22 protein-coding genes are annotated in these 26529 nt (G+C 65.5%); 14 read left to right on the plus strand and 8 right to left on the minus strand.

Features of this window, described 5'->3' with window-relative positions; all coding sequences use genetic code 11:
- The first annotated feature begins 57 nt into the window (after window positions 1–57).
- From H4W01_RS01175 to H4W01_RS01195, 5 genes are all read left to right on the plus strand, one after another.
- A complete protein-coding gene (locus H4W01_RS01175) occupies window positions 58–1464 on the plus strand; it encodes a M20/M25/M40 family metallo-hydrolase (protein WP_209609551.1) in 1407 nt (468 codons plus the stop codon).
- A gap of 138 nt (window positions 1465–1602) precedes the next feature.
- Complete coding sequence (locus H4W01_RS01180; protein WP_209609552.1) at window positions 1603–3732, plus strand: TonB-dependent siderophore receptor; 2130 nt, start codon at window positions 1603–1605, stop codon at window positions 3730–3732.
- Window positions 3733–3818: 86 nt separating this feature from the next.
- The gene (locus H4W01_RS01185) at window positions 3819–4067 is read left to right on the plus strand and encodes a hypothetical protein (protein ID WP_334685104.1); all 249 of its coding nucleotides are present in this window, start codon (window positions 3819–3821) and stop codon (window positions 4065–4067) included.
- Window positions 4064–5626, plus strand: coding sequence for a PepSY-associated TM helix domain-containing protein (locus H4W01_RS01190; RefSeq protein WP_209609554.1), 1563 nt, complete (start codon window positions 4064–4066; stop codon window positions 5624–5626). Before H4W01_RS01185 ends, H4W01_RS01190 begins: the two co-directional genes overlap by 4 nt.
- A gap of 5 nt (window positions 5627–5631) precedes the next feature.
- Window positions 5632–5916, plus strand: coding sequence for a DUF3325 domain-containing protein (locus tag H4W01_RS01195; RefSeq protein ID WP_209609555.1), 285 nt, complete (start codon window positions 5632–5634; stop codon window positions 5914–5916).
- 3 nt (window positions 5917–5919) lie between these two features.
- Here H4W01_RS01195 and phnX read toward each other — a convergent pair whose 3' ends face one another.
- From phnX to H4W01_RS01225, 6 genes are all read right to left on the minus strand, one after another.
- Window positions 5920–6732: a phosphonoacetaldehyde hydrolase gene (phnX, locus tag H4W01_RS01200; protein WP_209609556.1), complete on the minus strand. Its 813-nt coding sequence runs from the start codon at window positions 6730–6732 to the stop codon at window positions 5920–5922.
- On the minus strand, window positions 6729–7865 hold the full coding sequence (locus tag H4W01_RS01205; RefSeq protein WP_209609557.1) for a TIGR03364 family FAD-dependent oxidoreductase: 1137 nt from the start codon (window positions 7863–7865) through the stop codon (window positions 6729–6731). Before H4W01_RS01205 ends, phnX begins: the two co-directional genes overlap by 4 nt.
- Complete coding sequence (locus tag H4W01_RS01210; protein WP_334685105.1) at window positions 7862–9172, minus strand: DUF5690 family protein; 1311 nt, start codon at window positions 9170–9172, stop codon at window positions 7862–7864. Before H4W01_RS01210 ends, H4W01_RS01205 begins: the two co-directional genes overlap by 4 nt.
- A gap of 75 nt (window positions 9173–9247) precedes the next feature.
- On the minus strand, window positions 9248–11554 hold the full coding sequence (locus H4W01_RS01215; protein WP_209609558.1) for a xanthine dehydrogenase family protein molybdopterin-binding subunit: 2307 nt from the start codon (window positions 11552–11554) through the stop codon (window positions 9248–9250).
- Window positions 11551–12021 (minus strand): (2Fe-2S)-binding protein, encoded by a 471-nt coding sequence (locus H4W01_RS01220; RefSeq protein ID WP_334685106.1) that lies wholly within the window; start codon window positions 12019–12021, stop codon window positions 11551–11553. The genes H4W01_RS01215 and H4W01_RS01220 overlap by 4 nt, the downstream gene beginning before the upstream one ends.
- Window positions 12021–13316 (minus strand): c-type cytochrome, encoded by a 1296-nt coding sequence (locus H4W01_RS01225; RefSeq protein ID WP_334685107.1) that lies wholly within the window; start codon window positions 13314–13316, stop codon window positions 12021–12023. The genes H4W01_RS01220 and H4W01_RS01225 overlap by 1 nt, the downstream gene beginning before the upstream one ends.
- A gap of 194 nt (window positions 13317–13510) precedes the next feature.
- Here H4W01_RS01225 and H4W01_RS01230 point away from each other — a divergent pair, with 194 nt between their 5' ends.
- From H4W01_RS01230 to H4W01_RS01260, 7 genes are all read left to right on the plus strand, one after another.
- A complete protein-coding gene (locus H4W01_RS01230) occupies window positions 13511–14602 on the plus strand; it encodes a glycoside hydrolase family 43 protein (RefSeq protein ID WP_209609561.1) in 1092 nt (363 codons plus the stop codon).
- 8 nt (window positions 14603–14610) lie between these two features.
- A complete protein-coding gene (gene xylB, locus H4W01_RS01235) occupies window positions 14611–16065 on the plus strand; it encodes a xylulokinase (RefSeq protein WP_209609562.1) in 1455 nt (484 codons plus the stop codon).
- A 16-nt stretch (window positions 16066–16081) separates the two neighbouring features.
- Entirely contained in the window at window positions 16082–17392 is a 1311-nt protein-coding gene (xylA, locus tag H4W01_RS01240; RefSeq protein ID WP_010406610.1) for a xylose isomerase, read from the plus strand.
- 113 nt (window positions 17393–17505) lie between these two features.
- Window positions 17506–18639, plus strand: coding sequence for a fumarylacetoacetate hydrolase family protein (locus H4W01_RS01245; RefSeq protein WP_209609563.1), 1134 nt, complete (start codon window positions 17506–17508; stop codon window positions 18637–18639).
- Window positions 18636–19388 carry an SDR family NAD(P)-dependent oxidoreductase gene (locus tag H4W01_RS01250; RefSeq protein ID WP_209609564.1) on the plus strand — a complete coding sequence of 251 codons (753 nt, stop codon included), beginning with the start codon at window positions 18636–18638 and terminating at the stop codon, window positions 19386–19388. The genes H4W01_RS01245 and H4W01_RS01250 overlap by 4 nt, the downstream gene beginning before the upstream one ends.
- Window positions 19388–20260, plus strand: a complete 873-nt coding sequence (locus H4W01_RS01255) for an SMP-30/gluconolactonase/LRE family protein (RefSeq protein WP_209609565.1) — start codon at window positions 19388–19390, stop codon at window positions 20258–20260. The genes H4W01_RS01250 and H4W01_RS01255 overlap by 1 nt, the downstream gene beginning before the upstream one ends.
- Before the next feature lie 27 nt (window positions 20261–20287).
- On the plus strand, window positions 20288–21709 hold the full coding sequence (locus H4W01_RS01260; protein ID WP_435804048.1) for a sugar porter family MFS transporter: 1422 nt from the start codon (window positions 20288–20290) through the stop codon (window positions 21707–21709).
- Window positions 21710–21984: 275 nt separating this feature from the next.
- On the opposite strand, the gene H4W01_RS01265 is transcribed toward H4W01_RS01260, so the two are convergent.
- Both H4W01_RS01265 and H4W01_RS01270 read right to left on the minus strand, forming a co-directional pair.
- The gene (locus H4W01_RS01265; RefSeq protein ID WP_159513066.1) at window positions 21985–23010 is read right to left on the minus strand and encodes an IS110 family transposase; all 1026 of its coding nucleotides are present in this window, start codon (window positions 23008–23010) and stop codon (window positions 21985–21987) included.
- 106 nt (window positions 23011–23116) lie between these two features.
- The gene (locus H4W01_RS01270; RefSeq protein WP_209609566.1) at window positions 23117–24172 is read right to left on the minus strand and encodes a LacI family DNA-binding transcriptional regulator; all 1056 of its coding nucleotides are present in this window, start codon (window positions 24170–24172) and stop codon (window positions 23117–23119) included.
- A gap of 104 nt (window positions 24173–24276) precedes the next feature.
- Between H4W01_RS01270 and H4W01_RS01275 the strand changes: the two genes are divergently transcribed.
- Complete coding sequence (locus H4W01_RS01275; protein WP_209613197.1) at window positions 24277–25728, plus strand: helicase HerA domain-containing protein; 1452 nt, start codon at window positions 24277–24279, stop codon at window positions 25726–25728.
- 72 nt (window positions 25729–25800) lie between these two features.
- A complete protein-coding gene (locus H4W01_RS01280) occupies window positions 25801–26529 on the plus strand; it encodes a hypothetical protein (RefSeq protein WP_010406622.1) in 729 nt (242 codons plus the stop codon).

The following is a 26529-nucleotide window of genomic DNA, read 5'->3' on the forward strand; positions in this document are numbered from 1 at the left end:
TTGCGTTACGCCCAAGCTGCGTTAGCCTCCTCCCGACATACTTTTGGGGGCTTTGCCATGCGCGCGATCAGCACATTTTTGGGGGCGACGATTTTGGGAATGGCGGGGCTGGCCAGCGCGGCCTCGGCGCAGGATCGGCCCGACCAGCAGGCGTATCTCGGCCTCTACAAACAACTGGTCGAAACCAACACCACGCTGTCGAGCGGCAGTTGCACGACGGCGGCGGCGCAAATCGGCGCGCGGTTGAAGGCGGCGGGCTATGCCGACCAGGACATCACCTATTTTGCGGTTCCCGATCATCCCAAGGATGGCGGGCTGGTCGCGGTGCTGAAGGGCAGCGATGCCAAGGCCAAGCCGATCCTGCTGCTCGCGCATCTCGACGTGGTCGAGGCCAAGCGTGCCGACTGGGTGCGCGATCCGTTCACGCTGATCGACGAGGGCGGCTATTATTACGGGCGCGGCACGGTTGACGACAAGGCGATGGCGGCGGTGTGGGCCGACAGCATGATCCGCTTCAAGGCCGAAGGGTATCACCTCAAGCGCACGATCAAGCTGGCGCTGACCTGCGGCGAGGAAACCACCTTTGCCTTTAACGGCGCGGAATGGCTGTCCAAGAACAAGCGCGATCTGATCGATGCCGAATTCGCGCTCAACGAAGGCGGGGGCGGGCGCTATGGCCCCGATGGCAAGCCGCAGTTGATCGCGCTGCAAGTCGGCGAAAAGGCCGCGCAAAACTACACCTTCGAGACGACCAACCCCGGCGGGCACAGTTCGCAGCCAGTGCCCGACAATGCCATATATCAGCTCGCGGATGCATTGAAGGCGGTGCAGGGCTATGAGTTCCCGATAAAGTTCACCGAGACGACGCGCGCGTTCTTCAGCATGGCCGCGCTCGGCTCGCCAGCGCCGCTCCGCACAGGGATCACCGCCTTGCTCGCCAATCCGCAAGATGCGGCGGCGGACAAGGTCGTCAGCAGCGACAAGATGATGCACTCGACGCTGCGCACGACCTGCGTCGCGACGATGGTGAGTGCAGGCCACGCCGAAAACGCGCTGCCGCAGCGCGCCACCGCCAACGTCAATTGCCGCATCTTCCCCGGCGAAACGGTGGAAGGCACGCTCGCCAAATTGCAGGAACTCGCTGGCCCCAAGGTAAAGGTGACCGCCAATCCGCCGATCCGCCCGACCGCCATCCCGCCCGCGCTCGATCCCAAGGTGGTCGGCCCGGTCAAGGCGGTGGCGGCGAAGCATTTTCCAGGCCTGCCGCTGCTGCCGCTCATGTCGACCGGCGCGACCGATGGCGTGTTCCTCGAGGCGGTTGGCATCCCGGTATACGGCGTGCCGGGCTTCTTCCTGGATAATGACGGCAACGGCATGCACGGCCTGAACGAACGGATGCGCAAGGATTCGCTCTATCAAGGGCGCGACTATCTGTTTGATTTGGTGAAGACTTTCGCAGGGTAAGCGCGAACGGTGGGGGAAGGCGCAGGCCTGCCCCCACCGGGCAACGGCAACAGCCGAGCCACGTTTTCTGCATAATTGCTATTGATAATCGATCGCAAAAGAGACATTGCGCAGCCCTCGATAAAAAAGGGATTCGCAGTGAAGCAGCATTTGGTATCGGCCCTCCTCCTTGGCACCGCGGTGATCGGCAGCCCGGCTTTGGCGCAGAATCAGGCCGATTTGGAGGACGGCACGATTGTGGTGACCGGCCAGCGTCCGCGCACCGAGGCGTCCGCAGGCACCAAGAGCGCCGCCCCGATCGCCGAGACGCCGCAGTCGATCAGCGTCATCAGTGCAGCCGACATTGCCGATCTCGGGCTGCAGAACCTCAACCAGGCGCTGCGCTTCGTGGCGGGTGCAACCACCGAACAGCGCGGATCGAGCGCCGAGGTCTATGACCAGTTCAAGCTGCGCGGTTTCGACGCGCCGCAATTTCTCGATGGATTGAAACTGATCGAGGGCGCGGGGTATCTTGCGCCGCAGATCGACGTGTCGCGGCTCGACCGGATCGAGGTGGTGAAGGGCCCGGCATCGGTGCTTTATGGGCAGTCGGGCCCCGGCGGGCTGGTCGCGATGTCGAGCAAGCTGCCGCTCGACCGTGACTTTTACGGCGCGGTGTCGGGCAGCTACGGCAGCTATGACCAGTACCGTGCCGATGCCGATGTTGGCGGGCGCGCCGGAGCGTCGATCCTGTGGCGCGTCAACGGCACGGTCAACGGCGCACACACGCAGCAGGATTTCGGCAAGCGCGAGCGCGAGGCGATCTCGGGCGCGGTGACGATCGGCGCGGGCCACGCGACCAGCTTGACGCTGCTCGGTGCCTATTCGCATGATCCGTATAACGGCACGTACGGCGTGTTCCCGGCATCGGGCACCTTCCTCGCCAATCCCAATGGCCAGATCCCGACCACGCGCGATTTCGGCGAGCCGGGCAATGTCTTCAAGCGCGAGCAGGTGGCGGGCACTTATATCCTCAACCATGATTTCGGATCGGGCTGGAGCTTCCGCGCGTCGGGCCGCTATCAGCACGCCACCTCCAATCTTGGCATCGTCTACGCCAGTGGATCGCTGACCAACAGCGCGACCAGCACCACGCTGTATGACCGCGCTTCCTATGCGACGCGCGAACGCAGCGATTCCTGGGTGTTCGACCATCAGGTGCGTGGCAGTTTCACGACCGGGCCGCTGACGCATGCGGTGCTGCTGGGGGTCGACCATCAAGCCGGGCACGCGCGCGAAGTCTATGCCTTTGGCACGGCGACGCCGCTTGATGGGTATCGTCCGGTGTATGGCACGATGGCGGTGCCGCTAACGCCCGAGACGGTGCCCGGCGGCACGGTCGGGGTGCTTGCGCCGCGCAAGACGCAGACCGGCCTTTACGCGCAGGACGAGATTTCAACGGGCGGGCTGCGCGTGGTGCTGAGCGGTCGGCAGGATTGGGCGCGGACGACTTCGGGCAGCGCCGCGCCGGAGACGTCGCAGAAATTCACCTATCGCGCGGGCGTCCTGTACACCACCGCGTTCGGGCTGGCACCGTATGCCAGTTATTCGACCTCGTTCGAACCGCAGAGCGGAACCGTGCAGAATGCCGATGGCACGCTCCGCCAGGCCAAGCCGTCGCTTGGCAAGCAGATCGAGCTTGGCGCGAAATACACCGTGCCGGGCACCAAGATCCTCGTTACGGCGGCCTGGTTCCAGATCGACCAGACCAATTTGCTGACCGCGATCCCCAACTCGCTGTTCGCGCTGCAAAGCGGCAAGGTGCGCTCGACCGGCTTCGAAGTGGAGGCCAATGCGCCGCTGCCCTACGATTTCAATGCCAAGCTTGCTTATAGTCGGCAGAAGGTGCGCACGATTGCCGATGCCGATCCCGCCAATATCGGTAATGGCATTCTCGGCGTCGGGCGCGGCGGGGTTTCCGCCAATCTCGAATGGGCACCGCGCCACGGTGCGTGGCAAGGCTTCGCCATTGGCGGGGCGGTGCGGCACGTCGACAGCATCTATGCCGGGACGGCCGCGCGCGTCAGCACACCGGGCTTCACGCTGTTCGATGGGCAAGTGCGCTATGATCTCGGTCGGCTTGCGCCGCGGCTCGAGGGGCTGACCTTGGGGGTGAACGCCGCCAACATCTTCGACAAAAAGTATGTGACGACGTGCTATCTCGATTATGCCTGGTGCTGGTATGGCAACCGCCGCACCGTGCAAGGCACGATCGCCTATCGCTGGTGAGGGCGGCAGTGTCGCAACGTCCGACTTTTCCCAAGCGAGACGCCGCCCGCGCCTGGCGGCGACGGGGTGATACGGCACTCCGCGTCGTGGCCGCGATCCCGGGCGGCTATGCCGTCGCCAGCCTGTGGGCGATGGCGCTGGCGCGGGTGCTGCCCTTTGGCCCCGCGCAGGCGACCTTCGCCGCCACGATCGTCGCCTTCGCGATTTGCGCCGTCACCGCAATGTGGGCCTTTGCCGCGCGCAGTGGCTGGCGCGCGCTGTGGACGATCGTGCTGGCGGGGATCGTTGCGGCCGCGATCACCGCTGTGTCGATCCACGCATGGGGCCGGGTGTGAAGACGGGGTTCCGCCAGAGCCAGGCGACGCTGCACACATGGTCCGGCTTGCTGGTCGGCTGGGTGTTGTTCGTCGTGTTCCTCACCGGCACCACGGCCTATTGGCGTGAGGCGCTGAACCGCTGGGCGCAACCCGAGCTGCCCGCGATTACCGATCCTTTGACGGTCGTGCGGGGCGCGCAAGCCTTTCTCATGCGGGAAGCGCCCGGTGCCGACTCCTGGTTCATCACCGTGCCGACCACACGCTCGGCGAGCGGAAGCGTCTATTGGGTGCCGGGGCCGGGCACGCCGCCCAAGCGCGACGGTGGCGAGACCTTTGCGACGATTGACGGTGCTGGCCACCCGGTGGTTGCACGCGCGACACGCGGCGGGGACTTTTTCTACCGCTTCCATTTCGACCTCTTCTATTTGCCGGTGCTGTGGTCGCGCTGGATCGTCGGTACGTGTGCGATGTTCATGCTGGTTGCGATTTTGACGGGGATCATCACGCACAAGAAAATCTTCCGCGATTTCTTCACGTTGCGGCGGGGCAAGGGGCAGCGATCATGGCTGGACGGGCACAATGCCGCCGCCGTGCTTGGCCTGCCGTTTCATGTGATGATTACCTATACCGGGCTGGTCACGCTGGCGACGATGCTGATGCCGTGGGCAGTGGTCGCCAATTATAGCGATACCGGCACCTTCGCCGGGATTCTTTACCCGCAGGCTCCGGTGGAGGCGCAGACTGGGCGGGCGGCGCCGCTGGTCGATCTGGCGCGGGTGGTACGCGATGGAGAAGCGCGGTTGGGTGGGCCCGTCGATGCGATCCTGGTGACCTTTGCCGGGGATGCGGCGGCGCGAGTCACGCTGGCGAGAAGCAGCCAGGCGTCACTGTCCAACTTCACCCCAAAGCTTGGCTATGATGGCGTCAGCGGTCGCCTGATCTGGGCGTCGCCGCCACCGGGTGGCGCGCAAGTTACGGCGGGCGCGATGATCGGGCTGCACGCCGGGCGCTTCGCCGATACCGCGATCCGCTGGGTGTATTTCCTGTGCGGCATCGGTGGCACGCTGATGGTGGCGAGCGGGCTGGTGCTGTGGACGGTCAAGCGGCGCGAGAAGCTGCCCGATCCCGCGCGGCCGCATTTCGGTTTTCGGCTGGTCGAGCGGTTGAATGTCGGGTTCATCGCGGGGTTTCCGGCGGCGATGGTCGGCTTTCTCTGGGCCAATCGCCTGTTGCCGCCGCTGCTGCCGCAGCGTGCGGATGCGGAAGTGAATGTCCTGTTCGCTATATGGGGCGTGCTGCTGCTTTACGCCTTCCTGCGCAAACCGACGCGGGCGTGGGTTGACCTGCTGGGGTTGACGGCGGGCTTGCTGCTCGCCCTGCCCGTCTTCGACATGCTGGCGACCGACAGGGGTTTGCCTCGGACGATCGCCAGCGGGGACTGGACGCTGGCCGGGGTCGATCTGACCTTCCTTGCCGTGGGCGCTGGCTTCGGCTGGGCGGCGCGCGCCGTCGCGCGGTATCGCGCGCACCCTCGTCGCACACGATCCCGCGCCGCCGCCACGGTGCTCGCAGGATGAAGGCCGTGGCGTTCCTGCTCGGGCTCATCGCCTTCATGCTGTTTGCGCTCTCGACCAATCGCCATCACGAGCGCGGCTGGGGCCGACGGTGTTCGCCGCGCGCCGCGACCGGTTTGCGCATCGCGGCGTGGGTCTGCGTCGGGGTCGATTTCGTGATGGCGATCGCGGCGTGGGGCGCCGTGTTCGGGCCGATCGGCTGGGTAGCAAGCTGCATGGTCGGCGCGGCCGCGACCTTTCTGTTGCTCAACCTGCTGCCTGCGCCGCCCCCGCACCGCAAAGCGAGGCCTTAGCCCTTATGCGGCGGGGCGTTCGCCCGCTTCGATCCGACGGGCGATGGTTTCGAGCACGGGCCACAGATCGGCCACGCTGTCGATGACATAATCCGCGCCTGCTGCGTGCAGATCGGCGGCAGCGGCGGCGATGCGGCGGGCGCGCTCTTCGGGTTCGAGCGCGAGCAAGGCATCATGGCTGAGGCCGACGCCATTGCCGGACGCGGCGAGCCCGACCGTCCAGGCTCCGGCTGCCTTGCCCTCGCCAATGCCGACCGTGGCATCATCGACCTTCACGCACGCCGCGGCGGGCCATACGCCGAGTTCGACCAGGCCCTTCCACAGCATCAGCGGGGAGGGGCGGCCCTCCAGCGTCTCGCCCGAACAAACCACGACATCGGGGGTATAGCCTTGTTCGGCGGCGAGCGGCAGGATGTCGGCCATCATCGGGCGCGTATAGCCGGTGCAGGAGGCGATCTTCACGCCGTGCGCGCGCAGCGTGGCGGTGAGCTCGGCCGCACCCGGGATCAGTGCCGCGCAATCCTTGGCCGCGCCGCGCATCATCGGTTCGACCGCATCGTGCAAAGTGGTGACGTCGCTTTCGGCGGGGGACGTCGCGTGCGCCGCCTGCCACGCCTCGGCCACGCGGGGTTTGGCCAGGATCGCACGGATATGGTCGCGCTTGGCGCGGCCCATATCGGCGCGGGCTTCGTCTTCGGAGATGGCCACGCCCGCATCGGCGAAGACGCGCTGGAGCGCGATGACGGGGGCGCAGCAGCCATGATCGATCATCGTGCCCGCCCAATCGAGCACCACGGCCTTGATCGGAAAACTCATGCAACGGCTCCTTGGTGTTGCGCCGCAATCGCCGCGATCGTTTCCTCGGCGAGGGCAAAGGCAGTGGAGGCACCGGTGCCGCTGGTTACCGTCACCACCTGCACGCCGGGCAGCGGGCGCGTGACGCGGCTGTGGCTGGCGGCGGAGGCATAGGTGCCGGTCCAACGTTCGAGCACGGGTGGGACATGGCCGAATACTGCACGGAATTCGTCGAGGATCAGGGCGTCGACAGCGTCCTTGCTGAACGGATCGGGTGTGGCGGCATAATGATGGCTGTCGCCGACGACCAAGCTGCCATCGGCGCTTTGCACGACGATCAGATGGATACCGTTGGCAAGATGATCGGCCTGTTCGGCCTCCAGCCGCTGCCGCAGCGCCGCCGCCTCGGGCAAGGCGGCATAGCCAAGATAGCGCACCATGCCGAGATCGGACATGATCGCCCCCGGCAAGCGATAGCCCGGGTCGGCGAGACGCAGCATCTGCAATTTGCAGCGCGTGATTCCGGCCAGAGAGTCGGGGAAGAGCGTGGCAAGATCGTCACCGGGGCACACGATGATCGCGCGCGCGGGGATCGTGCCGACAGAAGTCTCGAGCTGCCCGGTCTCGACACCGTGGACCGCGACGCCACGCCAGAATTCGACGCCGTGATGCGCGGCGAGCCATGCCGCCAGCTTGGGGATGGCGGTGCGCGATTCGACGCGGATGTCGATCGCGCTGGTCAGCACGCCTTCGAGTGTCGCCGGGCGGATCGGGCCGAGCAGCGTTTGCGCGGCGGCTGCGTCGTGCCAGGCGCACCCTTCCGCCATGTCGGTTTGCAGGAAGGCCTCGCACACTGCGCGTGCCTCAGGCCGCTGGGCGACCATTGTCAGGCCGCGATGCTCGACCGCGATTCCGGCGGGCCCTGCCACCTCCATCCACACATCGCGCGACCGGCGTGCGCGCCGCCAGACGGCACCCTGTTCCTGGCCGGTAACGGTGACGAAGCCGAAATTGCGGATCGACGCGCCATTGGCCTGCGCATCGCGGTCAATCACCAGCACGCGCCGTCCGCCCCGCGCGGCGGCGAGCGCATGGGCGAGGCCGACGATCCCGGCACCGACGATGGCGACGTCGTAGGAGTCGATTTCGCTCATGCCGGCACCGCTGCCAAGGTCTCAGCGGCACGCTGTTCCGGCGCGCGGCGGAAGAAATACAGCGCGGCGAACAGCGTCAGCACCGTGCCGACCACGCTGGTGACATAGGCCCCGCCCATGAAGAAGCTCAGCCAGTCGAGCGAGCGCTGCCCGAAATTGCGCCACAGCAGCAGGGCCACGCTGCCCAGATAGCCGAACGAATCGGCGACATAGATCAAAAAACCGGCATTCGCGATCCGGCCGCTGGCCGCCACCATCCGGTCGAACAGCACCGCATTGATCGGGCTATAGGCGATATAGAGCCCCGACCCCGACAGCACCACCCACACAAAGGGCGAGATCAAATGCGCCTGAAACGCGAGCGTTGAGACCCCAAGCAGCGCGAAACCGCTCGCAATCATGATGTGGATGACGAGCAAGGCACGGCGGTTGTCGCGCACCAGGATCACCAGCGCCATGCCCGCGAGCGCGATCAGCGCGACGGGCAGTTCGCTTGCCGAGAAGATCGCAGCCTTCCCGCCATAACCGAGCGCCGCCCAGATCTCGGCGGCGAAATTGTCGCGGAAATCGCGAAAGGCGGTGAGCAGGACATATGCGACGACGATCGCAATCAGCCCCGGCGCATAGGCTTTGAGGAAGCTGCGGCGTTCGGCCCCGGTCATCGGCGCGCGTTTGATGCGCTCGGCTTCGTCGCGCGCGCTGGGCGGCGGCAGCGCGCTCAGCACCCAGACCGAAACGAACAGCAGCGGCATGAACAACAGGCCGGTCGCGGCGGGCATCCAGAAGCGGTCGACATGCTCGCTTTGCATCAGCCAGGTGCCGACCGATTTGACCACGCCAGAGGACAGGATGAAGCTCGCGCACAGCATCGAGGCAAGCACCTCGGATACGCGCCGCCCCTCCATGAAACCAAAGACCAGCCCCCAGATCATGCCAAGCGGCACGCCGTTTAGGAACAACGCGGCGACGTTCCAGGGGGCCGGGATGATCGCGAAGGCGACCAGCGCCAGCCACGACAGCCCGATCAGGGCGAGGATGGCGGCGGCGCGGTGGCGCGGCGCGATTTCCGACACGACCTTTATGCCGATGAACTTTGACAGCGCATAGCCCGCCACCTGTGCGACGATCAGCGCGATCTTGTAATCGAGCACCCAATGCCAGCCGGGCACCAGCTCGAAGGTCGCCGCCGTGAAGGGCTTGCGAAAGGCGTACATCGCGAAATAGGCGCAGAAACCTGCGGTCCCGGCGACCGCCGTGAACACCGCAGGATGGGCCTGCCCCAAAGCGCGTCGAAAACGACTTTCCACCTCTGTACCCCGGCCCGATCCCACTGCGACTGGCCCTAAGCGCGCTGTATGACAGTCTCGCGTCGGCTGTTCGGCTCAGGCCGATCGACCCGCCAGCGCATCGAGTACCGCCGCCGGGGTGATCGGCAAATGCCGCACCCGCGCGCCCACAGCCGCGAAGATCGCATTGCCGATTGCGGGCGCGACCACCGTCGTCGCAGGCTCGCCCAGGCCGACGGGGACGTGCTCGCTTTCGACAAAGCTAATGTCGAGCTCGGGCACATCGGCCATGCGCAGCGGCAGATAGGTGTCGAGATTGGTGTCCTTGACCAAGCCATTGGCGAACTCGGTGCCTTCATGCAGCGCCATGCTGAGGCCCCACAAAGCGGCCCCTTGCGTCTGTGCGAGCGCGCCATCGGGATCGACGATCGTCCCGGCATCGGTGACCAAAGTCAGCTTCTCGACGCGCACCACGCCGGTCTTGCGATCGACATGGACGCGCGCGACGCAGGCGACCCAGGTCGGCATATCGCGCTCCTGCCCAAAGCTGGTGGCGATGCCGAGCGCGGTATCGGGCGGCAGTTTCTCGCCCCAGCCTGCACGGGCGGCGGCGCGGCGTACCACTTCGGCCTGGCGCAGCGCCCCGCCAATGGCGCTGGGAGCCGACCCGGCATTGCGACCGGCCCCGGTCAGCAATTTCAGGCGGAAGGCAACGGGGTCGCTTTTCACCTGCAGCGCGGCTTCATCGATGAAGCTTTCGACGGCCCAATTGGTCCAGCCCGGCCCGACCGAGCGCAGCCAGCCCGAGCGGAAGGTGGTGTTGGCAAGATCGTTGGGGATGGCGTGGACGGTCTGGTGGCCGACCTCATACCAATGGTCCGCGCCCGAAATGGCGAAGGGATCATAGGCCCCGCCGCTCTTAGTCTTGGCGAGCAGGGCGGGCGCGTTCATTTGCGTCGGCCAGCCGGCGGCCGCGTGATGCTCCATCGCGATCACCGCATTGTTCTTGTCGAAGCTCATGCGCACGCGCTGCACCGAGGGCGAGCGTACCGAATCGAACAGCGCATCATCCTGCCGCGTCAGCACCATTTTGACCGGACGACCCAGCGCCTTGGCGGCGAGCACGGCGGGGACGGCATAATCGCCGTTGAGCCGCCGCCCGAAGCCGCCACCCAGCATATAGGTGCGCAGGATAATCTTTGTCTCGGGCACGCCGAGCGCCTTGGCCAATGTCGGCAGGATCAGGCTTTGCCATTGGTTGCCGGTGTGGATTTCGAAGCGGCCGTCCTTCTCGAAGGCGAGCGCGTTGAGTGGTTCCAACTGGAAATGCAGCACGGTGCTGGTGGTGTAGACGCGCTCCAGCGTGCTGGCGGCATTGGCGGGTTTGGCACCAGCGTTGACGATGTCGAGCGCGACGCCGCTCTCGGCCTTGCCTGCCAGGTCGGCGGCATGGGCTTGCAGGTCCTTTTCAGACGTGGTCGCGCCCGGCCCGGCGGTCCAGGTGACCTGAAGCAGGTCGGCGGCGCGGATCGCGGCGGGATAATTTTGCGCGATCACCATCACCCAGCCAGGCACCGTGTCCGACGGGTCCTCGATGACGAGGTAGCGCAAATAGCCGCGCACCGTCTTGGCCTTGCTGTCATCGACCGACACCACCTTGGAGCCGAAGCGCGTTGGCGGCAGTTTGGGCCGGGCATAGACCATGTTGGGTACCTTGGCGTCGATGCCATATAGAGCGGTGCCATCGGTCTTGGTCGCGATGTCGAGCGCGGCGACTTGCTTGCCGATCAGGCGACGGTCTTTGACCGGCTTGATCGGCAGCGCCTTCAGTTCGTCAGGGGTGAATTGGCGGGCGACGCCGCCGCGCTTGGCAATGTCACCATAGGAAATCGAGCGGCCACCTGCATGGACCGCGCCACCGCGCGCGGTGCAATTGGCCGCACTGGTGCCGAGCAGCGTCGCGCCCGCCTCGATCAAGGCGATGCGACCGGCGGCACCCGCCTGGCTGAACACCGGGAAGGTCTGCCACACCGACCAGCTCCCGCCGGTGACCATCAGGCCCCATTTGGGGTCGGTATCGACATGGACGATGCGGACCTTGTCCCAATCGGCCTCTAGCTCATCGGCGAGGATGCGGGCGAGCGCGGTGCCGACATGCTGGCCCATTTCGGCGCGGATGATGTTGACGGTGACGATGCCGGCGGCGTCGATGCCGAACCAGATCGACGGTTCAAACTGCGGCCCCGTGAGGGCCGCGGGGGTGCCGCCGGGCACGGCGGGATCGATCGCCGCCAGCACGTGCGAAAAGCCGAAGGCGAGTCCTGCGGCGCCGCTGGCAACGAGAAAACCCCGGCGCGAGAGCGGGGTGCGGGCGGCTTCCGCCGTCGAGACGAGGCGGCTCATGCCTTTGGTCCTTCCGCGAGCGTGCCCGCCGCCTGCCGGATCGCGGCGCGGATGCGGACATAGGTCATGCAGCGGCACAGATTGCCGGTCATCACCGCATCGATGTCTTCATCGCTCGGCGCGGGGAAATCCTTGAGCATCGCGGCGGCCTGCATGATCTGGCCCGATTGGCAGTAACCGCATTGCGGCACCTGGATCGCGCGCCAGGCTTGTTGCAGCGGATGCTCGCCCTTCGGGTCGAGCCCTTCGATCGTGGTGACATCGGCACCGTCGACTGCAGAGACCGGCGTGATGCACGACCGCGTTGCCCGCCCGCCGACATGCACCGTGCACGCCCCGCACATGCCAATGCCGCAGCCGAATTTGGTACCGGTCAGCCCGATTTCATCGCGGATCACCCACAAGAGCGGGGTGTCATCCTCAAGCGTGGTGGAAACGGGGCGACCGTTGATCGTGAAACTGGTCATCACTCCTGGCCTTTGCCCTGCGCGCGGATCGCCGCGACTTTCTGTTCGAGATCGGGCCACGCGGCCTTGGTCGTGCGCGTCGCGCGCAGATAGGCGGCGATGCGGGCGACATCGGCGTTGCTGAACCCGGTGCCAAAGCCCGGCATCACCACGCCCGGCGCGCCGTCCTTCGCGTCGATGCCGTAGAGGATGACGCGGATCAGATTGGTCGGATCATCGAGATGGACCGTGCTGTTGAGTGCCAGATCGGGGCGCAACGGGTTGAGGCCCTTGCCGCCATTATAATGGCACGATGCGCAGGCGGCGGTGAACAGCCGTGTCCCCGCATCATATTGCAGGCCGGTGCCGATACGGTCGGTGGCGAGCGCCTTCTGGATCAGCGCGGCGTCCTGCCCGGCGCGCGCGGCGGAGCCATTGAAGCTGGTGAAATAGGTGGCGATCGCCGCCACATCGGCGGCGGGCAGACGGGAAAGCCCGCGCGGCACCGCCGCCATCGGCCCCGCCGCCGTGCCATGATATAGGCTGACCCCGGTGCCGAGATAGGCGACCAGTTCGGCCTGGCTCCACGCGATCGGCGCGGGGTTGGTCTTGTCGAGCGGCGGCGCAATCCAATTGTCGATCGCGGCCCCGGCATACGCCTTGTCCTTACGCTCGGCCCCCAGCGCCCCGCGCGGCGTGTGGCACGCTGCGCAATGGCTGATCCCTTCGGCGAGATAGGCACCACGATTCCAGGTCGCATCCTTGGTCGCGACGGGCTCATAGCGGCCAGGTTTGAAGAACAGCAGTTTCCACCCCGCCTGCAACAGGCGGATGTTGAGCGGGAAGGGCAGGCCATTGGCCTTGTCCTCGGCGCGCACCGCAGGCTGCGTCATCAGATAGGCATAGAGCGCCGCGACATCGGCATCGGTCAGCTTGGTGAAATGATCATAGGGGAAAGCGGGGAAGAGATGTGCGCCGTCGCGCCGCACGCCTTCATGCATAGCGCGGCGGAAGGCGGTTTCGGACCAGCCGCCAATGCCGGTGTCGACATCGGGGGTGATGTTGGTCGAATAGATCGTGCCGAAGGTGGTGGCCATCGCATAGCCGCCCGCCAGCGCAGCACCACCCTTGGCGGTATGGCACGATGCGCAATAGCCGGCACTCGCCAGCACTGCGCCCTTGGCGACGAGGGCGGGCGCGAAGGACGTGGCAGCCGGGCGAGCAATCGGGGAAATCGCAGGCCGCCAGGCAAAGCCCGTAAAGATCGCCAGGCCAACAAGAAGGGCGAGGACGCCACCGAGAAAAATGCGTTTCACCACGCCGTGCCCGCCGCCATCATATTCACCCTGTGCTTCGCGTGCTTCTGACAGGGCAATCGCGCTTTCCGCGCCCGACGTCCAGAAACAAATCGCGCTTATCCCGCCGACACGCGCGCGCGGCGCTTGCGTCGTGCAAATGTTAGCGCTACCTCTCTCATCATAGCGCGGTTACGCGCATCGGGAGAGGAATGATGGCGTATCGCGTGATTGGGGCAGTGATGATGTGTGGCGTGGCCACGCTGGCGCTTGCCCAGGATCGGATTCCGGATCGGGCCCCGGATGGCCGGAAATATCTGTCGCAGCCGCTGGTGACATCGATCTACACGGCAGACCCGTCCGCGCATGTCTTTGCGGGCAAGATTTACGTCTACCCAAGCCACGATGTGCCGACCGCCATTCCCGACGATGATCTGGGCAACGAATATGCGATGCACGATTACCGTGTGCTGCGGATGGATCGCATTGGCGGCCCCGTCACGGTCGGTCCGGTCGCGCTCGATGTGAAGCAGGTGCCATGGGCGTCGCAGCAAATGTGGGCACCCGATGCCGCTTATAAGAACGGCACTTATTATCTGTATTTCCCGGCGCGCGACAAAGCCCGTGACAAAAACGGGCTGGGCACGTTCCGCATCGGTGTGGCCACCTCAAAGAGCCCGATGGGCCCGTTCAAGGCCGAGCCCAGGCCGATTGCGGGCAGCTTCTCGATGGATCCGGCGGTGTTCACTGACCTGGACGGCAAGAGCTACATGTATTTTGGCGGCATCTGGGGCGGGCAGCTCCAGCGCTGGAAGAATGGCACCTTCGATCCCAATGGCAGCGATACCGATTTGCACCAGGATGATCAGCCGGCGCTGACCGGCAAGGTCGTGCGGATGAATGCCGATATGAAGAGCTTTGCCGAGACGCCGCGCGATGCGGTGATCCTCGACGAACAGGGTAAGCCGATCCTGGGCGGCGACCATGACCGGCGCTTCTTCGAGGCATCGTGGGTGTTCAAGCGCGGCGGGCACTATTATTACACCTATTCGACCGGCGACACGCATTTCCTGAACTATGCGACCGGCACCAATCCCTACGGGCCCTTTACCTATCGCGGGCACTTCCTGCTGCCAGTGCAGGGCTGGACGACGCATCATTCGATCATCCAGACCGGCGGCAAATGGTGGCTGTTCTATGCGGACACGCAGCTGAGCAACAAGAACCACCTGCGCAACGTCAAGGTGACCGAGCTTTCCTTCAACGCCGACGGGACGATCAAGCCGATCGATCCGTTCGTCAAATAAGGCCCGCAATGTTTCTCGGAATCGATATCGGTACGTCGGGCGTCAAGGCGGTCGTGCTCGACACGCACGGCGTGGTCGTCGGGCAGGGCACTGCTGCGCTCAGCGTGCAGCGCCCGCACCCCTTATGGTCCGAACAGGACCCGGAGGATTGGTGGAAGGCGACCAGTGCCGCGGTGCTGGCGATCGACCCGGCGGTCCGCCGTGCGGTGCGCGGCATCGGGCTTGCCGGGCAAATGCACGGTGCGACCTTGCTTGGTGCCGACGATCGGCCGTTGCGCCCCGCGATCCTGTGGAATGACGGGCGTTCGTTCGCGGAATGCGCCGCACTGGAAGCGACGACGCCCGAGTTCCGCACGCTCGGCGGCAATATCGTGATGCCGGGCTTCACCGCGCCCAAGCTCGAATGGGTGCGGCGGCATGAACCCGAGGTTTTTGCACAGGTCGCCACCGTCTTGTTGCCAAAGGATTATGTCCGGCTGCGCATGACCGGCGAGAAGGCGTCCGACATGTCGGATTCCGCCGGCACCTTGTGGCTTGACGTCGCCGGGCGGCGGTGGAGTGATACGCTGCTGGCGGCCTGCGGGCTGACGCAAGCGCAGATGCCGCGCCTGGTCGAGGGCACCGATGTCGCCGGGATGCTCCGTGCGGACATCGCCGAGGCCTGGGGCATATCGCAGGTTCCTGTCGCGGGCGGGGCTGGCGACAATGCCGGTGGGGCCGCGGGCGTCGGCGTCGTAACCGATGGCAAGGCATTGCTGTCGCTCGGTACGTCGGGCGTGATCTTCGTTGCCAATGATCGCTTCAGGCCCAATCCGGCGCGCGCGGTGCATGCGTTCTGCCACTGCCTGCCCGACATGTGGCACCAGATGTCGGTGCACCTCAGCGCAGCGTCGTGCATCGACTGGGTCGCGCGGCTGACCGGGGCCAGTGGTGCCGCCGAAGTGTTCCAGCGCGCCGAAGCGGCGGGCGTGGCGAACGGCCCCGAGATTTTCCTCCCCTATCTCTCGGGCGAGCGCACCCCGCATAACGATGCGCAGGTGCGCGGCGCGTTCGTCGGGCTCGATAATGACAGCGACCCCAACCGGCTCGCGCAAGCGGTACTCGAAGGCGTGGCGTTCGCGCTCGCTGACGGGCTCGACGTGCTGCGCGAGGCGGGGACCGAAGTCGCCGAACTCGCCGTGATCGGCGGCGGTGCGCGGTCGCGTTACTGGGGCGAGACGCTCGCCGCCGCGATGGAGGTGCCCTTGGTGTATCTCCAGGGCGGCGAGGTCGGCCCCGCGCTCGGGGCCGCGCGGCTGGCGCAGATTGCGGTCGATGGCGGCACCCCGGCTGAGGTGTGCGTTGCTCCGCCAGTGTCGCACCGCATTGCCCCCAATGCCGAGCTGGCGGCGCGGCTCGCGCCCAAGAAAGCGGTGTTTCGCGCCGCTTACGCCCAGATTTCTCCCCTTACTCACTCCAATTGACCCTAAGGAGCGCCCGATGGCCACCGATTTCTTCGCCGATATTCCCCAGATCACCTTCAAGGGCCCAGGCACCGACGACGAGCTTGCATACCGTTTCTACGACAAGGACCGGGTCGTGCTCGGCAAGCGGATGGAAGACCATCTGCGCTTCGCCGCCTGCTTCTGGCACACCTTCTGCTGGCCGGGGTCGGACGTGTTCGGCGGGGGTACGTTCAACCGTCCGTGGCATGCCGGTGCCAATGATGCCGCCGCCGCCGAGCATAAACGCCGCGTTGCGTTCGAGTTCTTCACCAAGCTCGATATTCCCTATTACTGCTTCCACGATGTCGACGTGATGGCCGATGCGACCACTGTCGCCGAGCATCGCCGCAATTTCGCCGAAGCCGTCGATCATCTCGAGCAGCTTCAGGCGGCGTCGGGCCGCAAGCTGTTGTGGGGCACCGCCAACCTGTTCAGCCATCCACGCTTTGCCGCCGGTGGCGCGACCAACCCCAATCCGGAAGTGTTCGCGTTCGGCGCGATGCAGGTGCGCGACGCGCTCGAAGCCACGCACCGGCTGGGCGGGGCCAACTATGTGCTGTGGGGCGGTCGTGAGGGCTATGAGACGCTGCTCAACACCGATCTTAAGCGCGAGCTCGACAATCTCGGCCGCTTCCTGTCGCTCGTCGTCGAGCACAAGCACAAGATCGGTTTCACCGGCACGATCCTGATCGAACCCAAGCCGTTCGAGCCGACCAAGCACCAGTACGACTTTGACACCGCGACAGTGTACGGCTTCCTCAAGCGTTACGGCCTCGAGAATGAAGTGAAGGTCAATATCGAGGCGAACCACGCAACCCTCGCCAGCCACACCTTCGAGCATGAGATCGCCACCGCAGCGGCGCTCGGCATCTTCGGGTCGATCGATGCCAATCGCGGCGATCCGCAAAATGGCTGGGACACCGACCAATTCCCCAATTCGGTCGAGGAACTGACGCTCGCCAATCTCGAAATCCTGCGCGCGGGCGGGTTCACTACCGGCGGCTTCAATTTCGATGCCAAGGTGCGGCGCCAGTCGATGGACGCGATCGACCTGTTCTATGGCCATGTTGGCGCAATCGACGTGGTGGCGAAGGGGCTGCTCAATGCCGCCGCGCTGATCGAAGACGGTCGTCTCGACGCGATCAAGGCCGAACGCTATGCCGGATGGGAGGGCGATCTTGGCCAGCAGATCGGCACGCTCGATCTCGCCGCTATCGCCGATCTGGCGGTCGAACAGGCGATCGACCCCAAGCCGCGTTCGGGCCGCCAGGAGCGAATCGAAAATTTGATCAACCGCTTCATTTAACAGCGGTTAGGATATGAGTATCGGCGTCACCAGCCGACCGCCCCGGTGCTTGACAGCGTCGGGGCGGTCGTCAAGGTAACGCTATCAAGGATGAGGGTCGCGTGGAGGGGTTAATGGCGGGCGAGAACGACGCGAGCGCGTCGGCGCTACCGGTGGATTGGCAAGACGGCGTGTTTGTCGGTCGTATTGCGACCGATGCCGGGCCGAGCCCGATTTTGGTTGTGCGCGGCGAAGCGTTCGACATGTCCGCGCGCGCGCCGACGGTCGCCGATTTGGTCGAATCGGGGGATTTCAGCGTGGCGGGCGGGGTGTCGCTGGGCGCGTTTGGAGCGGATCTGTCGCGGCTGCTGGCACCGGTCGATCTGCAATGCGTGAAGGCGTGCGGGGTCACCTTCGCGCTTTCGGCGATCGAACGCGTGATCGAGGAGCGCGCGCGCGGGGATTCCTCCGCTGCCGCCGACATCCGCGCGCGGCTCGAATCGCGCGTCGGCGGGTCGATCCGCGCGGTCGTTCCCGGCACGCCGGAAGCGGCTGAGCTCAAACGGGCGCTGATCGAGGACGGCCTGTGGTCGCAATATCTCGAAGTCGCGATCGGCCCCGATGCCGAAGTGTTCACCAAGGCCCCGGTGCTTTCCAGCGTCGGGCCCGATGCCGAGATCGGTATCCGGTCGGACTCGACCTGGAACAATCCCGAGCCGGAAATCGCCTTGCTGGTGGACAGCCGTGGCAAAGCGGTCGGCGCGACGCTTGGCAATGACGTCAATCTGCGCGATTTCGAAGGCCGCTCGGCGCTGCTGCTGGGCAAGGCCAAGGACAATAATGCGTCGTGCGCGCTCGGGCCGCTGGTGCGCGTGTTCGACGCTGGCTTTACCATCGATGACGTGCGCCGCGCCGAAGTACGGCTGCGGATCGAGGGCGAGGATGGCTATGTGCTGGAGGGCACCAGCAGCATGAGCCAGATCAGCCGTGACCCGCTCGATCTGGTACGCCAGACGCTGAGTGAACACCAATATCCCGATGGCTTTGCGCTGTTCCTCGGCACGCTGTTCGCGCCGGTGCAGGACCGCGATGAACCGGGCCGAGGCTTCACCCACAAGATTGGCGACCGGGTGACGATCGCGAGCGATCGGCTCGGCCGGCTGACCAATCGCGTGGTTACCTCGCGCGATGCGGCACCGTGGGATTTCGGGATCCGTGCGCTGATCGCAAATCTGGCCGGGCGCGGGCTGTTGGAGACGAGCAAGTGACCGGCACGCGTGCGATTTACCCGAGCCTTGTTGGCAAGCGGGTGCTGGTGACGGGCGGTGCCAGCGGCATTGGCGCAGGCCTGGTCCAGGCCTTTGCCGAGCAACAGGCCAACGTTGCCTTTATCGATGTCGACCAGTCTGCGGGCGCGGACATTGCCGAACGCTTTGCCCCCGGTCGCTTCCACTTTTGCGATCTGCGTGATCCAGCGGCGTTGGGTGCGGCGATCGCCGCGATTGCTGAGGATCTCGGCGGGATCGACATTCTCATCAACAATGCCGCGAGCGACGATCGCCATAGCGTTGACGAGGTGACCCCCGCATATTGGGACGAGCGGATGGCGACCAATTTGCGCCATCTGTTCTTCGCCGCACAAGCCGTGGTGCCGGGCATGCGCGCGGCGGGCGGCGGTGTGATCATCAATTTCGGGTCGATCAGCTGGCATTTGGGCTTGCCCGATCTCGTGCTGTACCAGACCGCCAAGGCCGCGATCGAAGGCATGACGCGCGGCCTCGCGCGTGATCTCGGGCGCGACGGCATCCGCGTCACCACGATCGTGCCCGGCAATGTGCAGACGCCGCGCCAGCAGCGCTGGTACACACCCGAAGGCGAGGCCGAGATCGTCGCGGCGCAGTGCCTGTCGGGGCGGATCCAGCCGGTCGATGTTGCGGCGCTTGCCTTGTTCCTGGCCTCGGACGACGCGCATATGTGCACGGGTCACGATTATTTCGTCGACGCGGGCTGGCGCTGATGGCGAGCGCACCCGTCACGATCGCGCCGCTCGGCGCAACGCTCGGCGAAGGGCCGATGTGGGACGTCGCCACGCAGACATTGTGGTGTGTCGATATCAAACGGCATCTGGTGTTCCGGTTCGATCCCGCGACTGAAGCGCTGTCATCCTGGACCGCGCCGGGCGAAGTCGGCTGGGTACTGCCGCGTGTGGGCGGCGGAATGGTCGTCGGGGTGCAATCGGGCCTGCACGGCTTCGATCCGGTCGAGGGCAGCTTTACGCCGCTGATCGACCCCGAGCCTCACATGCCGGGCAACCGCCTGAACGATGCGACGACCGATGCCGCCGGACGGATCTGGTTCGGCAGCATGGACAATGGCGAGCAAGCGGAGAGCGGTCGGCTGTACCGGCACGATCACCGTGGGTGTGCCGATGCGGGTCTCGCGCCGGTTGCGATTACCAACGGCCCGGCGATCTCGCCCGATGGCACCACGCTCTATCATACCGATACGCTGGGGCGGACGGTGTGGCGCGTGCCGATAAGGGACGACGGCACGCTGGGCGATCCCACGCCGTTCGTCGAGATTGCGGCGGGCGAAGGCCATCCCGATGGATCGACCACCGATGCCGAGGGCGGCGTGTGGGTTGCGCTGTTCGGCGGCTGGGGTGTGCGGCATTATGATCCGGCGGGCACGCTGATCGAGACCGTGCGCTTTCCGGTCGCCAACATTACCAAGGTCGCCTTTGGCGGCGCGGATCTGCGCACGGCTTATGCGACCACTGCGCGCAAGGGCCTGAGTGCCGCCGAATTGGCGGCGCAGCCCGAGGCGGGCAATCTGTTCGCCTTCGACCCCGGCGTGGCTGGCATGGCGACACATTCGGCAAAAATATAACAATCGATAGGGAGCGGAAGACGGACAATGGCAACGCTGGCGCAACCGGACCTGCAACGGGTCAATATAGGTTTCATTGCCTCGATCGTCGTGGTGGCGACGATCGGCGGCTTCATGTTCGGCTATGATTCGGGCGTTATCAACGGCACCCAAAAGGGGCTGGAGGCCGCGTTCGAGCTGGGCAAGCTCGGCATCGGCATCAATGTCGGCGCGATCCTGGTCGGTTCGTCGATCGGTGCCTTCGGCGCGGGGCGTTTGTCGGATGCCTATGGCCGCCGCACGGTGATGATGGGGGCCGCCGTGCTGTTCCTGGTCAGCGCGCTGCTCGCGGGCGGTGCCAGCAGCTCGATCCTGTTCATCGTCGCGCGCATCATCGGCGGCTTGGGCGTCGGTGCCGCCAGCGTGATTTCGCCAGTGTACATCTCCGAAGTGACCCCGGCGTCGATCCGCGGGCGCTTGTCGAGCGTACAGCAAGTGATGATCATCACCGGCCTGACCGGCGCGTTCGTCGCCAATTTCGCGCTTGCACGCTATGCGGGCGGCTCGACCGCGCATTTCTGGCTCGGCTTTCCGGCATGGCGCTGGATGTTCTGGCTGCAGGCGCTGCCCGCCGCGATCTATTTTCTGGCTCTCCTCACCATCCCGGAAAGCCCGCGCTACCTTGTCGTCAAAGGCCATACCGAGCGCGCCCGCGCGGTGCTGACCAAGCTGTTCGGATCCGACGAGGCCGATCGCAAGGTCGCCGAGATTGCCGCGAGCCTTGCCGCCGACCATCACAAGCCGCGCCTGTCCGACCTGATCGACAAGACCACGGGCAAGATTCGCCCGATCCTGTGGGCCGGCATCGGGCTCGCCGTGTTCCAGCAGCTCGTCGGCATCAATGTCGTCTTTTATTATGGCGCGACGCTGTGGGAGGCGGTCGGCTTCTCCGAGGATTATGCGCTGCAGACCAACATCCTGTCGGGCGTGCTGTCGATCGGCGCGTGCGTCTTCACGATCGCGTTCGTCGACAAGATCGGGCGCAAGCCGCTGCTGTTGATCGGTTCGGCCGGCATGGCGGTAACGCTGGCGACGGTGGCGTATGCCTTTTCGACCGCTGTCACCGCGCCCGGCGGCGGGGTCTCGCTGCCGGGTAATAACGGCGTGATCGCGCTGGTCGCGGCCAACCTCTACGTCGTGTTCTTCAACTTCAGCTGGGGCCCGATCATGTGGGTCATGCTGGGCGAAATGTTCCCGAACCAGATTCGCGGGTCGGGTCTGGCGGTGTCGGGCTTTGCACAGTGGATCGCCAATGCAGCGATCTCGGTCAGCTTCCCGTCGCTGGCGGTGTCGCCCGGCTTGGCGGTCACCTATACTGGGTACGCGGTGTTCGCTGGCATCTCGTTCTTCTTCGTCCAGGCGATGGTCAAGGAAACGCGCGGTCGCGAACTGGAAGCGATGGAAGGATAAGCGCCTTCACCTGGCGGGTAAAACGTATGGCTCGCCCCGTCGGCAAGCGGTTTGTGTCTGATGTTCTGAGCAGTCTGCGAAAACGTATCCGGCCTTTCGACGCGAGGTCGTTGGCCAAGATGGAGATCCGCGCGTCCTGGTCCTCATAAAGGGGCCGGCATCGAGTGCCATTTTAAGCCATAGGGTTCCAGGTCACCGGTCGACTGTCAGGCCATCTTTCACTTACCTCCCGCAGACATCATCCAGCCGGTGCAAGGTGCATCGGCTGATCTCGTTCACGCCGCTTGTGCGGCTGGATCGTAAGTACGCTCATGACGCAGCAGCGCCCAGACGATGCGCGCCATCTTGGCCGCTAGCGCCACCACGACGGTGTTGTGATGGGAACGCGACAAAAGGCCGCGTAGCCAGGCGCCAAGTCGTGTGTCGCTCTTGCTCATCGTCGGTAGTGATGCCCGGGCACCCTGGATCAGGTTTTTCCGCAGATAGCGGCTTCCGCGCTTGGTAATGCCGAGCAATCGCGGTTTACCCCCGGTCGTTGCTTGACGCGGCACGAGCCCAAGCCACGCGGCAAGATCCCTGCCCCGTCCGAATGTTCGAGCGTCGCCAACTGCAGCTACCAGCGCCGTCGCGTTCAGCGCGCCGATACCAGGAATAGTCAGGAGGCGCCGCGTTCGCTCATCCGAGCGGGCAGCCTCGGTAAACTCGGCATTGAGATCTGCGATCCGGTCATCAAGGGCAATCCAGCGCAGACGCATATCACTGACGAGCCGGTGGATACGAGAGCCCAGCACTGGCTCGTCACCATCGAGCATCTCACCCAGCCGGACGGCAAGCTTTGCGCGTCCTTGCGGGACTATGTAGCCGCGCTCCAGAAGAAGACTTCTGATCTGGTTCATCAACGAGGTGCGATCACCGACAAGCTGGTCACGGATGCGATGCAGCGTTTGCATGTCGAGTTGTTCCTCGGTTTTCAACTCGACGAACCGCATGGTCGGCCGTGTTGCCGCTTCCGCGATCGCCTCAGCGTCGCGGTCGTCGTTCTTCTGCGCCTTAACGTATGGACGGACATATTCCGGCGACATCAGCCGAACGGCATGGCCTTGTCGTGCCAGCGCCCGTCCCATGTGATGAGCTCCGCAGCAGGCCTCCATCGCCACGACGCAAGCCGGCAGACCTGCGGCGTATGTGATGACCGTGTCGCGGCGCATCCGTCGGCGGACGACGACCTTGCCGGTCGCATCCAGCCCAACCACGCTGCAGCTGTTCTTGCCTAGATCAATTCCCAGAACCGATACGTCCATGACCTTCGCTCCTTCCTCAAACGACCTGCTGTCGTAGGATGACAACGATTCGGATAAGGGGCGAGCCATCCATAAAGGGGGCGCTGATTTCGGTCAGCGCCCTTTTTTACGATTTCGGCGGCGCATCCGATTCGCGCCGGATCAGCGCATAGTCTGCCAGTACATGCGGATGATCGACGCTGCTGTCATTGGCATTGCGCGTACGGATTTCGCGCACCAGCAGCTCGATCGCGGTGCGCGACATCTCGGTCACCGGCTGGCGGATGGTGGTGAGTTCGGGCCAGATCGTCGTCGCCAGCACGGTATCGTCAAACCCGCACACCGTCAGATCGGTCGGCACGTCGAGCCCCTTGCGGTGCGCGATCGCCACGGCGGCGGCGGCCATGTCGTCATTTGAGGCAAAGATCGCGGTCGGCCGCTCGGTCAGATCCAGCAGACGTTCGGCAGCGTCGAGCCCCGAGCGATAGGTAAACAGCCCCTGGCCGACGAGCTCGGGCGCGAAGGCCAGCCCAAGGTCGGACAGCGCGGCACGGTATCCCGCCAGCCGCTCGCCACTGGCGGTCTGCTTCGGGTCGCCCGTAATAAAGCCGATCCGCTTGTGCCCAAGCGCCCCCAGATGCCGCGTCATGTCATAGGCCGCGCGACGATCATCGATGCTGACCGACAAGGCCCAATCGGGCGCGCGACCGGTTGCCACCGCCACCACCGGGATGCCGTGGCCTTCAAGCGCCGCCAGCACCACCGGCGAATCGCTCAGCGGCGGGGGGAGCGCTATGCCGTCGATCCGCCCTTGCAACAGCCGTTCGATCGTCGCCGCCTCGTGGCCGTCCTCTTCGCATTTCTCGATCACGAGCTGCACGTTGCTGCGGCTCGCCTGATCGAGCCCACCGACCAGGAAGTCGCTAAAATAGGTCAATGACGGGTTGGTGTGCAGCAGGCAAATGCGGATTTCCTCGCCACCCGCCAGCGCGCGCGCGGCGGCGTTCGGCGCATAGCCGAGCGCCGCGATCGCGGATTCGACGCTCGCCCGCGTGGCCGGGCGAACGCTGCCCTTGCCATTTACGACACGTGACACCGTCATCGGCGAAACCCCGGCGTGCGCCGCGACATCGGTGATGGTGGGAACATTATGCTGACGACGCGAGCCCCGAATTTGCTTCATGCACGTCCTTTCTTCGCCACTTCTATGGCGGAGTGGTGCGCCACGGCAAGTCGGCGTCGCGATGGTGCTTGCCCATGCCCCCCCGCATCGGCCATGTGGCCGCGATGACGTTTCAAGTCGACATGGGCCTCGACGCGGGCGGCGCGCCCGTCCCGATCGATCTCGAAGAATTGCTGGCGACGCGGTTGCTCGTGCAGGGCAATTCGGGTTCGGGAAAATCGCATCTGCTGCGTCGCCTGCTCGAACGCAGCGCTGGGCAGGTACAGCAAATCATCATCGATCCCGAGGGCGATTTCGTCACGCTCGGCGAACGCTACGGCCATGTCGCCATTACGGCGGCGGATTATTCGGTGACGGAAGTCGCCCGGTTTGCCGCGCGCATCCGCGAACATCGCACCTCGGTCGTGCTCGATCTCGAAGGCCTGGAAATGGAAGGGCAGATGCGCTGTGCCGCCGCCTTTCTGTCGGCGCTGTTCGATGCGCCGCGCGACCATTGGTTTCCGGCATTGGTCGTCGTCGACGAAGCGCAGGTGTTCGCGCCGTCAATGGGGGCGGAGGTGACAGAGGAGGTCCGCCGTGCCTCGCTTGGCGCGATGACCAATTTGATGTGCCGTGGCCGCAAGCGCGGGCTCGCCGGGATTATCGCGACGCAGCGCCTGGCCAAGCTGGCCAAGAACGTCGCCGCCGAGGCGTCCAATTTCCTGATGGGGCGCACCTTCCTCGACATCGACATGGCGCGTGCGGCGGATTTGCTGGGGATGGAGCGGCGGCAGGCGGAGCAGATCCGCGATCTCGCGCGCGGCACCTTCCTCGCGCTGGGGCCTGCCGTGTCGCGCCGCCCGGTGGCGATCCGGATCGGGGCGGTCGAAACCGGCTCGCGTGGCGGCGGCCCCGTGCTGATCCCGCTGCCCGACGCGCAAGCCAGCGACATGCGGCAATTCCTGTTTGCGGAAATGGAAGAGCCGGTGCGCCCGGCACCGCCGCCGCCACGCGCGGCCCCGGCCGAATCGGTGTTCGCGCAGATTGAAACCGTCGCCGCGCTCGATCCCGTTCCCGAGGTGCCGCAACGCGACCCCGAGGAACTCGCGCAGATCGTGTGTGACGTGCTGCGCGCGATCGTCGCGGATGCCGATTCGACCGCGCGCCCGGCGGCGGTGCTGTATCAGGATTTCCAGGTGCGCTGCCGTATGGTCGGCGTGCATCCCGCGCCGCTCGACCCGTCCGCCTTTTCGCGGCGGCTGGCGGCGGGGCGCGCGGGGATCTTCGAAGGGCTTGATGGCGATTGGGGCGAGGCGCTGGCGCTGGCGCGCGATCTGCCGGACGAAATGCTTGGCTGCTTCCTGTTGGTGGCGAAGGCCGCGCGCGAGGGGCTGCCATGCCCGAGCGATGAGGCGGTGGCGCAGACCTATGGCACCAGTTCGTTGGGGCGTGCGCGGCGCGTGATCGGCTATATTGAGGGCCGCAACCTGCTGGTGACGCGGACCGATCTGTCGGGCAAACGATCGATGACGATCCCCGCTTTGGGATGGACCACCGCGCCCGCCGACGCTGGATGACAAAGCGTTCAGGTTACGCCGAACTGGTTGCAGTGCGGCACGGCGCACTCTAGGCGCGGCACGATGTCTGCCATGTCCTATCGATCCGAGTCGGGTAAAGGACGATTCCGCGGCATCGCGCTGGCACTTGTTGTCGAGGCGCTGGTGGCATTGCTGCTATTGCAGCTTGGCACGGGCATCTTTCACAAGACCGAGAAGCAGAAGCCGCTCATCACCTTCGACGTGAAGCCAATCGGCCCGGTCGTTTCCAAACAGGCGCAGAAGACCCAGGTCGCGCACAAGCAGAAGCAGACGACCACCGCCTCGGCCGCACCGCCGCCGCCCGTCGCGCCGCCGCCGGTGAAAAGCCCCGTGCCCTCCAAGCTGATTCAGTTGAGCTCCGAGGAATTCGCTGCTTCTGACATTGGCAAAATTCCGGCGCATCAGGGCGAGGGCGACGATTCTGGAAGCGGCAAGGATAGCGTCGCAGCCTATGGCCCGGGCCAGGGGCCGGGCGGGGCGGCGCTGTACAATGCCGAATGGTTACACGGGCAGCCGAGCAGGGCCGAGATGGCACCATATCTCCGCGATTATGCGAAGGCGGATTCGGGTTCGGCGCTGATCGCCTGCAAGACCGCGCCCGATTATCGGGTCGAGAATTGCCGCGCGCTGGATGAATCACCGCCAGGCGGCGGGCTGGCGCGCGCGCTGCGGCTGGCGGCGTGGCAATTCCGGGTGCGGCCGCCGCGAATCGGCGGCAAGCCGATGATCGGTGCGTGGGTGCGGATCCGCTTCGATTTGACCGTCGGCTTCCAGAAGTAG

The organism is Sphingomonas sp. PL20 (assembly GCF_017875905.1).
GTDB lineage: Bacteria > Pseudomonadota > Alphaproteobacteria > Sphingomonadales > Sphingomonadaceae > Sphingomonas > Sphingomonas echinoides.

Coding starts and splice junctions, on each gene's coding strand:
- H4W01_RS01175 (WP_209609551.1), top strand. CDS start 58: ATGCGCGCGATCAGCACATTTTTGGGGGCGACGATTTTGGGAATGGCG.
- phnX (WP_209609556.1), bottom strand. CDS start 6,732: ATGAGTTTTCCGATCAAGGCCGTGGTGCTCGATTGGGCGGGCACGATG.
- H4W01_RS01205 (WP_209609557.1), bottom strand. CDS start 7,865: ATGAGCGAAATCGACTCCTACGACGTCGCCATCGTCGGTGCCGGGATC.
- H4W01_RS01215 (WP_209609558.1), bottom strand. CDS start 11,554: ATGAGCCGCCTCGTCTCGACGGCGGAAGCCGCCCGCACCCCGCTCTCG.
- H4W01_RS01220 (WP_334685106.1), bottom strand. CDS start 12,021: ATGACCAGTTTCACGATCAACGGTCGCCCCGTTTCCACCACGCTTGAG.
- H4W01_RS01230 (WP_209609561.1), top strand. CDS start 13,511: ATGGCGTATCGCGTGATTGGGGCAGTGATGATGTGTGGCGTGGCCACG.
- xylB (WP_209609562.1), top strand. CDS start 14,611: ATGTTTCTCGGAATCGATATCGGTACGTCGGGCGTCAAGGCGGTCGTG.
- xylA (WP_010406610.1), top strand. CDS start 16,082: ATGGCCACCGATTTCTTCGCCGATATTCCCCAGATCACCTTCAAGGGC.
- H4W01_RS01245 (WP_209609563.1), top strand. CDS start 17,506: ATGGCGGGCGAGAACGACGCGAGCGCGTCGGCGCTACCGGTGGATTGG.
- H4W01_RS01255 (WP_209609565.1), top strand. CDS start 19,388: ATGGCGAGCGCACCCGTCACGATCGCGCCGCTCGGCGCAACGCTCGGC.
- H4W01_RS01260 (WP_435804048.1), top strand. CDS start 20,288: ATGGCAACGCTGGCGCAACCGGACCTGCAACGGGTCAATATAGGTTTC.
- H4W01_RS01265 (WP_159513066.1), bottom strand. CDS start 23,010: ATGGACGTATCGGTTCTGGGAATTGATCTAGGCAAGAACAGCTGCAGC.
- H4W01_RS01270 (WP_209609566.1), bottom strand. CDS start 24,172: ATGAAGCAAATTCGGGGCTCGCGTCGTCAGCATAATGTTCCCACCATC.
- H4W01_RS01275 (WP_209613197.1), top strand. CDS start 24,277: ATGACGTTTCAAGTCGACATGGGCCTCGACGCGGGCGGCGCGCCCGTC.
- H4W01_RS01280 (WP_010406622.1), top strand. CDS start 25,801: ATGTCCTATCGATCCGAGTCGGGTAAAGGACGATTCCGCGGCATCGCG.